Origin of the sequence: Rhodoferax sp. TS-BS-61-7, from assembly GCF_002943465.1 — a bacterium.
GTDB lineage: Bacteria > Pseudomonadota > Gammaproteobacteria > Burkholderiales > Burkholderiaceae_C > Allorhodoferax.
Map to the genome: position 1 here is coordinate 524,213 of NZ_PTQY01000001.1, position 12,992 is coordinate 537,204.

Annotated in this window: 15 protein-coding genes, 1 pseudogene and 2 riboswitches; of the genes and pseudogenes, 7 read left to right on the plus strand and 9 right to left on the minus strand. The window is 63.0% G+C overall.

Translation table 11 applies throughout. From position 1 onward, the window contains the following. The first annotated feature begins 13 nt into the window (after window positions 1-13). A riboswitch (glycine riboswitch) is annotated at window positions 14-107 on the plus strand. 11 nt (window positions 108-118) lie between these two features. Then, window positions 119-232, plus strand: a riboswitch (glycine riboswitch). 61 nt (window positions 233-293) lie between these two features. From C5F53_RS02470 to C5F53_RS02480, 3 genes are all read left to right on the plus strand, one after another. Beyond that, entirely contained in the window at window positions 294-1,517 is a 1,224-nt protein-coding gene (locus tag C5F53_RS02470; RefSeq protein WP_105259732.1) for a D-amino acid dehydrogenase, read from the plus strand. Window positions 1,518-1,552: 35 nt separating this feature from the next. Further along, window positions 1,553-2,941, plus strand: a complete 1,389-nt coding sequence (locus C5F53_RS02475; protein WP_105259733.1) for an L-serine ammonia-lyase — start codon at window positions 1,553-1,555, stop codon at window positions 2,939-2,941. An 88-nt stretch (window positions 2,942-3,029) separates the two neighbouring features. Then, window positions 3,030-3,479, plus strand: a complete 450-nt coding sequence (locus C5F53_RS02480; RefSeq protein WP_146097272.1) for a hypothetical protein — start codon at window positions 3,030-3,032, stop codon at window positions 3,477-3,479. A gap of 28 nt (window positions 3,480-3,507) precedes the next feature. Here the strand turns inward: C5F53_RS02480 and C5F53_RS02485 are convergent, their stop codons facing one another. The 3 genes from C5F53_RS02485 to C5F53_RS20035 form a co-directional block, all read right to left on the minus strand. Beyond that, window positions 3,508-3,717 carry a hypothetical protein gene (locus tag C5F53_RS02485; RefSeq protein WP_105259735.1) on the minus strand — a complete coding sequence of 70 codons (210 nt, stop codon included), beginning with the start codon at window positions 3,715-3,717 and terminating at the stop codon, window positions 3,508-3,510. Between the two features lie 194 nt (window positions 3,718-3,911). Further along, entirely contained in the window at window positions 3,912-4,535 is a 624-nt protein-coding gene (locus C5F53_RS02490; RefSeq protein ID WP_146097273.1) for a redoxin domain-containing protein, read from the minus strand. Continuing rightward, entirely contained in the window at window positions 4,532-4,846 is a 315-nt protein-coding gene (locus C5F53_RS20035) for a hypothetical protein (protein WP_146097274.1), read from the minus strand. The genes C5F53_RS02490 and C5F53_RS20035 overlap by 4 nt, the downstream gene beginning before the upstream one ends. Before the next feature lie 85 nt (window positions 4,847-4,931). Between C5F53_RS20035 and C5F53_RS02495 the strand changes: the two genes are divergently transcribed. Then, complete coding sequence (locus C5F53_RS02495; RefSeq protein ID WP_236635183.1) at window positions 4,932-5,393, plus strand: helix-turn-helix domain-containing protein; 462 nt, start codon at window positions 4,932-4,934, stop codon at window positions 5,391-5,393. 33 nt (window positions 5,394-5,426) lie between these two features. On the opposite strand, the gene C5F53_RS02500 is transcribed toward C5F53_RS02495, so the two are convergent. The 5 genes and pseudogenes from C5F53_RS02500 to C5F53_RS02520 form a co-directional block, all read right to left on the minus strand. Next, a complete protein-coding gene (locus tag C5F53_RS02500) occupies window positions 5,427-5,759 on the minus strand; it encodes a YnfA family protein (protein WP_105259738.1) in 333 nt (110 codons plus the stop codon). Between the two features lie 287 nt (window positions 5,760-6,046). Next, window positions 6,047-6,133: pseudogene (locus tag C5F53_RS02505) on the minus strand (methyl-accepting chemotaxis protein); the annotation flags it as partial. A 132-nt stretch (window positions 6,134-6,265) separates the two neighbouring features. Beyond that, entirely contained in the window at window positions 6,266-7,969 is a 1,704-nt protein-coding gene (gene ybaL, locus C5F53_RS02510; protein WP_105259739.1) for a YbaL family putative K(+) efflux transporter, read from the minus strand. A gap of 6 nt (window positions 7,970-7,975) precedes the next feature. Continuing rightward, complete coding sequence (locus C5F53_RS02515; RefSeq protein WP_105259740.1) at window positions 7,976-8,536, minus strand: helix-turn-helix domain-containing protein; 561 nt, start codon at window positions 8,534-8,536, stop codon at window positions 7,976-7,978. 205 nt (window positions 8,537-8,741) lie between these two features. Further along, on the minus strand, window positions 8,742-9,521 hold the full coding sequence (locus tag C5F53_RS02520; protein WP_105260372.1) for a class III extradiol ring-cleavage dioxygenase: 780 nt from the start codon (window positions 9,519-9,521) through the stop codon (window positions 8,742-8,744). A gap of 143 nt (window positions 9,522-9,664) precedes the next feature. Here C5F53_RS02520 and C5F53_RS02525 point away from each other — a divergent pair, with 143 nt between their 5' ends. The 3 genes from C5F53_RS02525 (at window position 9,665) to C5F53_RS02535 (ending at window position 12,523) form a co-directional block, all read left to right on the plus strand. Then, complete coding sequence (locus tag C5F53_RS02525) at window positions 9,665-10,750, plus strand: calcium:proton antiporter (RefSeq protein ID WP_105259741.1); 1,086 nt, start codon at window positions 9,665-9,667, stop codon at window positions 10,748-10,750. A gap of 24 nt (window positions 10,751-10,774) precedes the next feature. Further along, window positions 10,775-11,677 carry a LysR family transcriptional regulator gene (locus tag C5F53_RS02530; RefSeq protein WP_105259742.1) on the plus strand — a complete coding sequence of 301 codons (903 nt, stop codon included), beginning with the start codon at window positions 10,775-10,777 and terminating at the stop codon, window positions 11,675-11,677. Window positions 11,678-11,797: 120 nt separating this feature from the next. Then, on the plus strand, window positions 11,798-12,523 hold the full coding sequence (locus C5F53_RS02535) for an ABC transporter substrate-binding protein (RefSeq protein WP_105259743.1): 726 nt from the start codon (window positions 11,798-11,800) through the stop codon (window positions 12,521-12,523). Here the strand turns inward: C5F53_RS02535 and aroQ are convergent. After that, window positions 12,520-12,969 carry a type II 3-dehydroquinate dehydratase gene (aroQ, locus tag C5F53_RS02540; protein WP_105259744.1) on the minus strand — a complete coding sequence of 150 codons (450 nt, stop codon included), beginning with the start codon at window positions 12,967-12,969 and terminating at the stop codon, window positions 12,520-12,522. The two genes, C5F53_RS02535 and aroQ, sit on opposite strands and share 4 nt — an antisense overlap. Between the last annotated feature and the right edge of the window lie 23 nt (window positions 12,970-12,992).

Below are 12,992 nucleotides of genomic sequence, written 5' to 3' on the forward strand. Positions count from 1 at the left end.
CCAGGCTGGACCTGGCATCGCAGCGGGAGAGCCTGGCGCCTCAAAACGCCAGCGCCGAAGGAGCAACCACCCCGGAAACTCTCAGGCAAAAGGACCGCTTCGATAGGGATGTTGAATCCCTTAGCACTCTGAAGAGCTGCCGTGGATTAGTCCCCGCGGCACACCGCAGGAGCAAGCCGCTGGCCCACAAAGCCGGTGGTGAATCTCTCAGGTCTCAAACAGAGGGGGTCGTCACCTGCACATGGTGTGTGGGGCGGCGACTTCTATGTTTGCGACTGTTTTGCGAGAGCTCTATGAAACACATTGCCATCATTGGCGGCGGCATCACCGGCGTCACCAGCGCCTACACCCTGGCCCAGGCGGGTTACCAGGTCACCCTGATTGAGAAAAACCGCTACGCGGGCATGGAAACGTCCTATGCCAACGGCGGCCAGCTGTCGGCGTCCAACGCCGAGGTCTGGACCCACCCCAGCACCATTGTCAAAGGGCTGAAATGGATGTTCACCAAGGATGCGCCGCTCTTGATGAACCCCACGCCCACCTGGCACAAGCTGAGCTGGATGGCGGAGTTTGTAGCCGCCATACCCAAGTACCGCGACAACACTGAAGCCACCACGCGCCTGGCCATTGCCGCACGTGAGCACCTGTTTGGTTGGGCCGAGAAGGAAGGCATTGACTTCGACCACAAGCGCAAAGGCATCTTGCACATCTACCGCAACAAGGCGGGTTTTGACCACGCAGGCACCGTGTCCACCATGCTGGCCGCTGGTGGCCTGCCACGCCGTGCCGTCACGCCCGATGAGATGCGCGCGATTGAACCCACGCTGCAAGGCCAGTACTACGGGGGTTACTACACCGAGAGCGATTCGACCGGCGACATCCACAAATACACGCACGGCCTGTCGCAAGCCTGCGCGCGGCTGGGCGTGAAGTTTTTGTATGGCCATCAGGTGCACAGCGCCTCGGCCGATGGCCACAGCGCGCAGCTCACGCTGCAGCACGAAGGTGGCACCGAGACACAGGTGTTTGATGGTGTGGTGGTGTGCGCCGGTGTGTACGGGCGTGGCATTGCCGCGCAGCTGGGTGACCGGCTCAACATCTACCCGGTCAAGGGTTACTCCATCACCGTGCAGCTGAATGACGAAGCCAGCCAGCAGGCCGCGCCGCAGGTGAGCCTGCTGGACGACGAGACCAAGCTGGTGACCAGCCGCCTGGGCCAAGACCGGTTCCGCGTGGCGGGCACGGCCGAATTCAATGGCCTGAACCACGACATACGCGCCGACCGCATCCGCCCGCTCGTTCAATGGGTGAACCAATGCTTTCCGGGCGTGAGCACGCGCCGCGCGGAACCCTGGGCCGGCCTGCGGCCCATGCTCCCCAACATGCTGCCGCGCGTGGGCCAGGGCAAACGCGCCAACGTGTTCTACAACACCGGACACGGCCACCTGGGCTGGACGCTGTCCGCCATCACCGCGCACCAATTGGCAGGCCACGTGCAGCAGCACTTTGCAGTCTGAGTCAAACCCGTCCACACTACCCCCAGGAGTCCACCATGGCAGTCTCTGTTTTCGACCTGTTCAAAATCGGTATCGGCCCCAGCAGCTCGCACACCGTGGGCCCCATGCGGGCGGCGCGGCAGTTTGTGGCGCGGCTGCAGCACAGCGGCGTGCTGGAGCAGACCACCACGGTGCGCTGCTGGCTGCATGGCTCGCTGGGTGCCACTGGCAAGGGCCACGCCAGCGACGTGGCCGTGCTGCTGGGCCTAAGCGGCCACGAGCCCGACACGGTGGAGGTGGACGTGATCCCAGCATTGCTGGCCGAGGTGCGCAGCAGCCAGCAGCTCACACTGGGTGGCACCCACCGCATTGCCTTCCACGAGAAAGACGACCTGCTCTTCATGCGTGCGCCCCTGCCCTTCCACGCCAACGGCATGCGCTTTGTGGCGCTGGATGCGGCGGGCACGGAGCTGTCCGAGCGCATCTACTACTCGGTGGGTGGTGGCTTTATCGTCAGCGACGAGGTGGCGGCTGACGGCACGCGGCAAAAGGTGATTGCCCCCGACGCCACCGTGCTGCCCCTGCCCTTTACCAGCGGCGACGCGTTGCTGCAGCTGGCCGCCCAGCAAGGCATCAGCATTGCACAGATCATGCGGCGCAACGAGCAGCACTGGCGCAGCGATGCCGAGATTGACGCCGGCCTGCTGCGCATCTGGCAGGTCATGCAAGACTGCGTGAAGCGCGGCTGCGCCACAGACGGCGTGCTGCCCGGTGGCTTCAAGGTCAAGCGCCGCGCCAAGGCGCTGCTGCAGGCGCTGACCGCCAACCCCGAACACGCGCTGCGCGACCCGCTGCAGGTGATGGACTGGGTGAACCTCTACGCGCTGGCCGTGAACGAGGAAAACGCCGCCGGCGGCCGTGTGGTCACCGCGCCCACCAACGGCGCGGCCGGCATCATCCCTGCCGTGTTGCACTACTACACACGTTTTGTGCAGGGTGCCACCGACGCGGGCGTGATCGACTTCCTGCTTACCGCAGCGGCCGTCGGCATCCTCTACAAAGAGAACGCATCCATCAGCGGTGCCGAGGTGGGCTGCCAGGGCGAGGTAGGCGTGGCCTGCAGCATGGCCGCCGCCGCCCTATGCGCGGTGATGGGCGGCACGCCCGAGCAAGTGGAAAACGCCGCCGAAATCGGCATGGAACACCACCTGGGACTGACCTGCGACCCCGTGGGTGGCCTGGTACAGATTCCGTGCATCGAACGCAACGCGATTGCATCGGTGAAGGCCATCAACGCCGCCCGCATGGCGCTGCGCGGCGACGGCAGCCACTTCGTGAGCCTGGACAAGGTCATCAAGACCATGCGCGAAACCGGCGCCGACATGAAGACCAAGTACAAGGAGACTGCGCGCGGCGGGCTGGCGGTGAATATTGTGGAGTGTTAAGGGCAGAGGTGGGCATGACCTGCAAGGTCATGGCGCCGGTGCACCGCACCGCTGAAACTTGGCATTCGTTCACCACCCCAAGCCTTGTATGCACCCAGTGAAAACACCAGCTCCGTTCTGGACCCGTTGGCTCCAAGTTGTCACGCTGGCGGTTATGGGGTTTGGCCTCCTCCTGGTGCTGTTTCCACAGCTCACGCGGGAAGGTTTCTCTTTGCTGGTGTATGGCAACACCGCAAGCATTGCCGCCTTCGACCCCAAGGCGGTGGAATACATCTCGCTCGTGCACGCGGTGCTGGGCGCCGTCATGGTGGGCTGGGGCACCGCCTTGTTGCTGGTGGTGCGCGGGCCCTTTGCGAGTGGCGCTATGGAGGGCTGGCACATCGTTGCAGTGTCAGTGGCCGTGTGGTTCGTCCCAGACACCCTGTTTTCGTGGTGGTCTGGTTTCTGGCAAAACGCCGTGTTGAACCTTGTGTTCGTTATCTTGTTCACCATACCACTGGCGGCGTCTTACAAAACATTCCGCGCTGCCCCCACCTGACCCGGCGGGCCAGAACACAAAGCCCCGCTCAATCCTTCAGATCCACTCCCAGGGCATTCAGCTTTTTTGCAAACGAATCCCGGCGTTTTGCGGCCTTTGCCGCTGTTTCCACAGCCGCCTGAATCGCCTTGGGCCCCTTGTTGGCAACCACTTGGATCAATCCGAACTTGTGCGCAGCATCGGCCTCTGCCCTCCTGAAAGTGGCAATGAGTTCGGCATGGGCAGGGGATGGATTCACAGGGGCCTCGTTGTCTAAGGCGCTATTTTCTGTGCTTTCTGGCGCTCACAACTGTTGACGGTGAGGTGACGCGTCTGGCAGGGTTGAAATGCTTGGATGGGCACACTCAGTAGCGGCAATTGGGCTGAAGCAGGCCAATTGCTGTAGCTAACACATGGCCGGTATGCGGTATCCAAACCCTACATCTAGATCAACTACGCGGAATACCCCACGAGACAACCATAAGGTGTTGTTCTTGGTCGTGCGACTGCCTTGCCTGCCAACAGATCTTCCAGCGCAGCACGTACCAGGTTCTGCGATTTGGGAACGACCGCTTCATCGACCGTTGGCTGTGTATCAATGGCCCCAGCGTAGGCAATGCGTCCGACACTATTGATGACAAACATATGGGGAGTGTTGCGCGCCCCATAGGTTTGACCCATCTGACCCGAGGAATCCATCAACAGGGCAGCTGACTGCGCTTTGCGCTCTTGGTTGAAGGCCTGCGCTTTTTGCGGAGCAAGGTAGTCACCCCGTGCAGGATAGGTTGAGAGCACGGACAGCCATACAACGCCTTGTGCCTTCGCCCACACCTGCAACTCCTGCATCTTTCCACTGGCGTACTGGGCTCGAACAAATGGACAAGAGGGACTGGTCCACTCCAACACCACTATTTTTCCCTTGAACTCCTCCAGCGTTCGCCGGTTTCCAGTGGCGTCGTTTACCGCAAAAGGCGGTGCAGCCTTCTCCTGATTCGCTGTGGTGGCACTTGCAACGCCAGACAGACTCGCGGTAGTCAGGATGCCGCTCATTGCAAGCAAGGTCTCTCGGCGTTTCATGACACACCTTTGGAGCAGGCGCAACCACCAGCGCCACTACTGTCTGGAACGGAGCAAGCTGCACCGCTCTCGGCCATTGCCGCACGCTTACGGCGCTGCCCCACGTACCAAGCCCCCACCCAAACAGCAGCAACCAGGCTGACAGCCGCAGCAATAGCGATTCCGGCAGGGCCCAAAAGAAACTGATCGATTGCCAGAATCGACAAGCCTGAAACCGACAATGCACCCATGATCGGGATAGCCAACGGAATTGCGCAACAGGCCGCGCACGCACCAGCCACACCCAACGCAGTCAGTCCTGCTTTTTTCATAGTTCATCCTCACAAAGAAGTCTCGGGACGATTCCCTTAAACTGCAATGTAGAACCTCAAGTAACTTGAGATGCAAGGAGTTTCTGTGAAAGACCTTTCCACGGCTGAGTACATAACGATTGGCGCTTTGGCCCAGAGCACCGGGGTGAGCGTATCCGCCATCCGGTACTACGAGGAAATCGGCTTGATTTCAAAAGCCCACCGGCGGCCCAGTGGTCACAGGGTGTACGGAGCAAAGGCCCGCGAGGTACTGGCAGTCATACGCAGTTGCCGGGAATTCGGGTTTTCCATCGAGCAAGTCCGAGAGCTCGTCTTGCTCTCAACAAACGCGCAACTCCCTTGCGACGAGACCCGTGAAGTTGCCCAGACTCACCTCAACGCCGTAAAGGTAAAACTGGCTGAGCTACGCCAGTTGGAGAAGAACCTGACCAGGTTCATCCAATCTTGCACAGAAAATTGCATTGGTGGCCCCGCACCTCAATGCAACATCTTGGAGAACATCGGTTCAAGCAGCGTGCAACCGGTCGCAGCCAAGAGTTGCTGCTGAGAAGCCGCCACCTTACGAAGTCGGAGTTGCCTGTTATGGGTTGGCCGGTTGCAAAACAATAACTGCCATGCCCACCAGCGCGATGCCAGCCCCAGCCATATCCCATCGGGTCAGCGCCACACCGTCAACCAGGTAGAGCCACGCGAGGGCCACTGCAATGTAGACGCCTCCGTAGGCCGCATACGTTCTGCCAGCCGCACTGGGATGGAGTGTCAGCAACCAGGCGAACAGCCCTAGGGACACTGCTGCAGGAACCAATAACCATGTCGTCTTGTCCTGCTTGAGAACGAGCCATGGCAAGTAGCAACCCACGATTTCAGCAATGGCGGTGGCTACGAAGAGCAAAGTAATTTTTAAGAAGTCCAAGATATTTCAACCTGAAATGAAGCAGGGATCATATTGACTCCCTGGCGTATTGGTAAATCGGATGCTGGCGCAGCAAACACCCGCCGAGCAGCCCAAGCACCATCATTGAAGGTGCGCACTCCAGCAAACATTTGCTCCTAATTCAATAGCTGCTCGCGCACATCCCAAGAGGGCTAGAGCCCTAAATCATGTAAAAATGGGAGGCCTTACACCTTGAACTGGTCCACCGCGCTCTGCCGCTCGCGCACGCGCTGACTCATGGCGGTGGCGGCGGTGGCGGTGTTGCTCACCGCGGCGTTCAGCGCCAGGATGTTGGTCTGAAACGAGATGCCTTCAATCACGGCAATGATGTCCACCACCTTGCGCGAGCTGTGGGTGCTGGCCTGCACGATGTCCGCGGACGACGCGGGTGTTTTCAAAGTCATGTCTCAGGTCACCCGCGGCCAGGGTCTCGGCGATCTGGATGGCATCGGCCAGGGGCCGCAGCCGCGCGAGAGGCCTGCCCTTTAGTGGCGTGAGCCCCCCACAGGCGGCACCACCTCCAGCACGCTGGCAATCATCGCCTTGGCCAGCTCGCTTTCGCCCACAAACACGCTGCCCGCCCCGTCGTTCTCCAGCCGCTCGGCCTCCTCCACGTTGTGGCTGCGCACGATCACATGGATCAGCGGGTTCAGCGTGCGGGCCACCTCCACCATGCCGCGCACCTGGATGGTCTCGGGTGTAGCGATGACCAGGGCGCGCGCCTCGTGGATGTGCGCCTGCACCAGCACCATGGGCTCCGTTGCATCGCCCCACACGGCGGGGATGCCCTGGGCACGTAGCGCCTCCACCGCGTCGCGGTTGGATTCGGCCACCACAAACGGAATACCCTGCGTCGTCAACGCCTTGGCAATCAGCTTGCCCACACGCCCCCAGCCCACGATGACCACCTGGTTGGCGAGGTACTTGGCATCGGTGCTCATGGGCAGCTCGGCCAACGGGTTGGCGGCCAGCTCCAGCCGCGCGGCCAACCCGGGGTGGCGCTGCAGCCAGCGCAGCACCGGTTGCACCGCACTAAACACCAGCGGGTTCAGCGCAATCGAGATCAGCGCGCCGGCCAGAATCAGGCTGTTACCCTCGGTGGGCAGCAGGCCCAGCGCCATGCCCAGGCCCGCCAGAATGAACGAGAACTCCCCCACCTGCGCCAGGCTGGCCGCCACCACCAGCGCCGTGCGCGCCGGGTAGCCCAGGGCCAGCACCAGCACCACCGCCGCCAGGGTTTTGCCAAAAATAATGACCGCCACCGTGGCCAGCACCCGCAGCGGCTCCTGCACGATGACCATGGGGTCAAACAACATGCCCACCGACACAAAAAATAACACGGCAAACGCGTCTTGCAGCGGCAGCGTTTGCTCGGCCGCGCGGGCGCTGAACTCCGACTCGCGCAGCACCATGCCGGCGAAAAAGGCCCCCAGCGCAAACGACACGCCAAACAGCGCCGCCGAACCATAGGCAATGCTGACCGCCGCGGCCACCACACTCAGGGTGAACAACTCGCGCGAGCCGGTTTTGGTGACCTGCCACAGGATCCACGGAAACAAGCGCCGCCCCACCACCAGCATGAAGGCGACAAAACCGCCCACCTGCGCCAGCGTGATGGCAATCGTCATGGCGGTGCTGCGGCCGGTCTCTATGGCGCTGCCCCCCAGCGAAGGCGCCAGGGCTGGCAACAGCACCAGCACCAACACCATGGCCAGGTCTTCCACCACCAGCCAGCCAATGGCGATGCGGCCATCGGTGGCATCCGTCAGGCCCTGGCTCTCCAGCGCCTTGAGCAGCACCACGGTGCTGGCTACCGACAGCGACACCCCAAACACCAGCGCCGCCCCCAGCGACCAGCCCCAAAACAAGGCCACGCCTGCACCCAGCGCCGTGGCCACCCCAATCTGCACCACCGCGCCAGGCAAGGCAATCTTGCGCACCGCCATCAGGTCGTCGATGGAGAAGTGCAGGCCCACGCCAAACATCAGCAGCATCACGCCCACCTCGGCCAGCTGCGAGGCAATCTGCGCGTCGGCCACAAAACCCGGCGTGGCCGGGCCAATCATGATGCCGGCCAGCAGGTAACCCACCAGCGCGGGAAACTTCAGCTTCACCGCAACAAACCCCAGGATGAGCGCCAGGCCAAAACCGGCGGCCAGGGTGGTGATAAGACTGACAGAGTGTTCCATGGCGATTCAGGGCAAAGGGGTTGGGCGCGGCGGCTGGGCGTGGGCACGCAAGTAGGCATCGACCGCCTGTTTGGCAATGCGGCGGTGGCCGCCCTCGGAGCGCGTCACTTCGCCCAGCTTGCCCTGGTCACACAACATGGAGACATATGGCCGGCTCATGCCCAGCTGGGTGGCCACCTCGGCCGTGGTGAGCAGGTCGCCGGTGGCGTCTGCACGGCGGGCGGTGCTTTGCGCCATGGGTGTGCCGGCGGTGGTCTCCAGCAAGGCCAGGGCGCTCACCAGCTCCATGCGCCGCCGGGTGCCCTGGGCAGACCCATCGGTCAGCGCCGTGGTGATGCCAAACGCGGCCACCTCTGCCAGCCGTTCACACACGGTGTCCACCAGGTTTTGGGAGCTGCCCACCGCAGATGGCAGCGGCAGCGGCAGCTCCAGCCCGGCCACACGCAGCACACGTGTAGCGGGGCCGTCGGCCACCTCCACGTGTTGCGCAAAGGTGGTTTTGAGTTGCTCAAACAGCCCGTGTAATGCGGGGAGCGTGTGGCTGGGTGCTGCGCTGGGGTGGGCCATGGAGGTTCAGCACATGTGCTGCGCCAAAGTTGTTCAGGCCCCTATTTTTACAAAGAAATATGACAAATTCGAAATAATCGAAAATAAATCAAGCCACATGTGCCCCAGTGGTAGCTACCCCTAGCCTGCAAAACGCTCCTGAATCAGGAGCTGCTTGCGCATATTCCATAAGGGCTAGAGGCACTTTTGGCACTCAAACCACGGCTCACTGCAGGGTGAATGCATCCATCGCCAGCATGCTGTACATCACCTCGCGGCTCAGGTAGCTGGGCCGCGCATCGGCCCCCGCGGCGCCCAGCGCGAAGAACAGCGGCAGAAAGTGGTCGTCGCTCGGGTGGGCCCGGCTGGCGTGCGGCGCCTGGGCGCGGTAGGCCAGCAGCGCGTCCAGGTTGCCGGTGCTCAGTTGGGTTTCGATCCAGCGGCTGAACTCGGTCACATAAGGCGCCACGGCGCGCTCGCCACCAAAAAACTCACCCAGGTTGTGCGTCATGCTGCCCGACCCCATGACCAACACCCCCTGCGCGCGCAGACCGGCCAGGGCCGCGCCCATGGCATACACCTCGCGCGGGCCATAACCCAGTGGCAGGGCCACTTGCACCACCGGCACATTCGCCTGCGGCAACATGTGCATCAGCGGTACCCAGGTGCCATGGTCCAGCGGGCGCTGGTCGTCGGGCTGGGCGGTGATACCTGCGGCTTGGAGCGCCGCCATCACCTCCAGGCCCAGCGCCGGGCTGCCCGGTGCGGGGTACTGCAATTCGTACAGCGCGGGCGGAAAGCCGCCAAAGTCGTGCCAGGTGCTGGGCTGCGGCGTGGTCATCACCGCGGGGCTGCGCGCCATCCAGTGGGGCGACATGATCACAATGCCGCGCAGGTCGGCCGGCAACGTGGCGCCCCAGGCCTGCAGTGCGGGGCCGGTGGTACCAGCGTCCACCGCAAACAGCGGCGCGCCGTGGGAGACAAACAGGCTGGGCAAGGTGGTCATGGCAACATCCTTCAGGGGTTCAAAAGTGATGACTGCACTGTAAAAGTCCACAAACCAAAGATAAATAAGCAAGCTATTGATTCAATGTCCTTGTTTTATTGACAATAGGCCTGTCCAGCCCGTTTTCTGAAGAAAGACCACCCATGCAACAACAAGCCCCCCTCCCCCTTTGGTCTGTAGCCTGGCCCGTGGTGGGCTGGGTGTTGTTGGGGGGCAGCCTGCTGGGTGTGGCCGGTGGCTGGTGGGTGGCGCTGTTGGCGGCTGGGCTGGTGGGCACGGTGCTGTCCGCCGTGCACCATGCTGAGGTGGTAGCGCACAAGGTGGGCGAGCCTTATGGCACGCTGGTGCTGGCGCTGGCCATCACGGTGATCGAAGTGGCGCTGATCGTTTCCATGATGTTGGCCGGTGGCCCCGAAACCACGGCACTGGCGCGTGACACCGTGTTTGCCGCAGTGATGCTGATCCTGAACGGCATCGTGGGCATTTGCCTGCTGGCCGGCGGCAGCCGCTACCGCGAACAAACCTTTGGCCAGCTGGGCGTGAGTGCATCCCTCACCACACTGGCCGCCATTGCGGTGCTCACGCTGGTGCTGCCCAACTACACCACCAGCGTGATCGGCCCCGTCTACAGCCCTAGCCAGTTGGCCTTTGTGGCCATCGTCTCGCTGGTGCTGTACGGCACCTTTGTGCTGGTGCAGGCCGTGCGCCACCGCGACTACTTTTTGCCCCCCGACGCCAAGACCGACGAAGAAGCCCACGCCAACCCGCCCAGCGGCAAACTGGCCGCCACCAGCGCGGGCCTGCTGTTGCTGGGCCTGGTGGCCGTGGTGCTGTTGGCCAAGGCACTGGCCCCCACGATCGAGGCCGCCGTGGCCGGCGCCGGTGCACCCAAGGCCGTGGTGGGCATCATCATCGCCATGGTGGTGCTGTTGCCCGAAGGCCTGGCCGCCTACCGCGCGGCCCGTGCCAACCGCCTGCAGACCAGCCTGAACCTGGCGCTGGGCTCGGCCCTGGCCAGCATTGGCCTCACCATTCCGGCAGTTGCCATCGTGTCGCTGGCCACGGGCTGGACGTTGACGCTGGGCCTGGACATCAAGTCCAGCGTGCTGTTACTCCTGTCATTGTTTGTCTCCAGCCTGTCGCTCAGCACCGGGCGCACCACGGTGCTGCAGGGTGTGGTGCACCTGGTGCTGCTGGCCACCTATTTGTTCACCACCATCGTGCCCTGAGGCACCAAAGCCGCGGCCACCGCCATGGACCAGTTTCGCCAGATGCAGGCCTTTGTGGCCGTGGTGCAGGCCGGCAGTTTTGTGCAGGCGGCGCAGCGGCTGGACACCTCCAAGGCCGTGGTTTCGCGCCTGGTGCTGGAGCTCGAAGCGACCCTCAACACCCGCCTGCTCAACCGCACCACACGCCGCCTCTCGCTCACCGACGCGGGCAGCGAATATGTGGAGCGCTGCCGCCAGATTCTGGAAGACGTGAACGATGCCAACGCGGCCGTGAGCGCAGGCACCGGCGTGGTGAGCGGGCGCCTCAAGATCAACGCGCCGCTCACCTTTGGCAACATGCACCTGGCGCCACTGTGGGGTGAGTTTTTGAAGCTGCACCCGCAGGTGGAGCTGGACATCACCCTGACAGACCGCGTGGTGGACCTGGTGGACGAAGGCTTTGACATGGCGGTGCGTATTGCGCTCTTGGCCAGTTCGTCTCTGGTCTCGCGCACGCTGGCACACGACCAGGTGCTGCTGTGTGCCTCACCCGCCTACCTGCGCGCCGCGCCGCCTATCACCACGCTGGACGATGTGGCGGCGCACAGCGTGATGGCGTACTCGTGGTGGTCGGGTGGTGATGTGTGGACGCTGACCGACGCCCAGGGCCAACCCCACAGCGTGGCCACCCATCCGCGCCTGCGCGCCAACAGCGGCGACACCTGCCGCGCCGCCGCGCTGGCCGACCAGGGCCTGATTTACCAGCCCGGTTTTCTGGTGGGCGACGACGTGCGCGCGGGGCGATTGGTGCGGGTGTTGCCACATCTGCAAGGTCCCACGCTGGGCGTCCATGCGGTGTACCCCACGCGCAAACATTTGCCGGGCAAGGTGCGCGCCATGGTGGACTTTCTGGTCCAGGCCTTCCAGACGCCCGCGTGGAAACCCTGAGCCCCCATCTGCCCGCAGTTTTTGGTGCCAGAATGGCCCATCCATCGGTTTAATTTTTTGGAACGTCTGATACCCCGCCCGACTTGGTGCCAACCGCTGCGTTGGGCACTGCTGTGCAATATGCTGTTGGCATGGAGCGGGACCACCGCCGCCAACGCCGAGGAAGTCCAACTCACCACCTTGGACTGGCCGCCCTACTCCGGCGCCATTGCCCAGCAAGGTTTTCTGTCCGTGGTGCTGCGCCAGGCCTATGCCCACAACGGCCACACGGTACAGGTGCAGGTCTACCCCTGGAACCGTGCGGTCAAAGCGGCCATGAGCGGTGGCAACACCGTGTTGGGCTTCTACTCCGCCTCACGCGCCGAATGCAGCGCAGCCAAAGGGCTGACCTCCGACCCGATTGGCTACTACCAGTTTGGCCTGGCACAGCGCAAAGGCCACCGCCAGCAATGGCAAACCGCCAAAGACCTGCAGGGCAAACGCATGGGCGTGGTGGAGGGTTACGACAACGGCCCGGAGCTCACCGCGCTGATGGAAAACAAAGCGGTGCAGGTGGATGTGGCCATGAACGATTTGGCCAACCTGCGCAAGGTGCTGGCGCAGCGGGTGGACTATGCATCGGTCGATACCCAGGTGTTCAACTACCTGCAGCGAGAACATGACCTGCACGGCCTGGAGCTGGCCAAGCAGCTCACCACGTCGCGGCTGCCGCTGTATGTGTGTTTTAACTCTGGCACACGCGCCCAGGCCATGCTGCAGGCACTGAACGCGGGGCTCAAAAAGGTGGACATCAACGCGCTGGCACAAGCCTATGTGCGCGCCAACGCCGCAGGCAAACGCCCTTAGGCTTGCATGCCGGCCAGACCGGCCACGGCCAGCGCATACCCGTTGACGCCAAAACCCGCCATCACGGCCTTGGCCGCGGGCGAGATGTAGGAGTGGTGGCGAAACGCCTCGCGCGCATGCACATTGCTGATGTGCAGCTCGATCAGCGTGATGCCGGTGCCCTTGATGGCGTCGTGCAACGCCACGCTGGTGTGCGTGTAGGCACCCGCGTTCAAAATCACACCGGCCAGTTGGCCTTTGGCATGCAGCTGTCCGGCTTCGTGCAGCCAGTCCACCAGCGTGCCCTCGTGGTTGCTTTGGCGAAAGTCCAGCGTGAACCCATGGGTCTGGCAAGCGCGCTCACACAAGGCCTGCACGTCGGCCAGGGTTTGCGAACCGTAGACCTGGGGCTCGCGGGTGCCCAGCAGGTTGAGGTTGGGGCCGTTGAGGATGAGCGCTGTTTTCATGAAAACGTCCTTGAAGAAAAAGG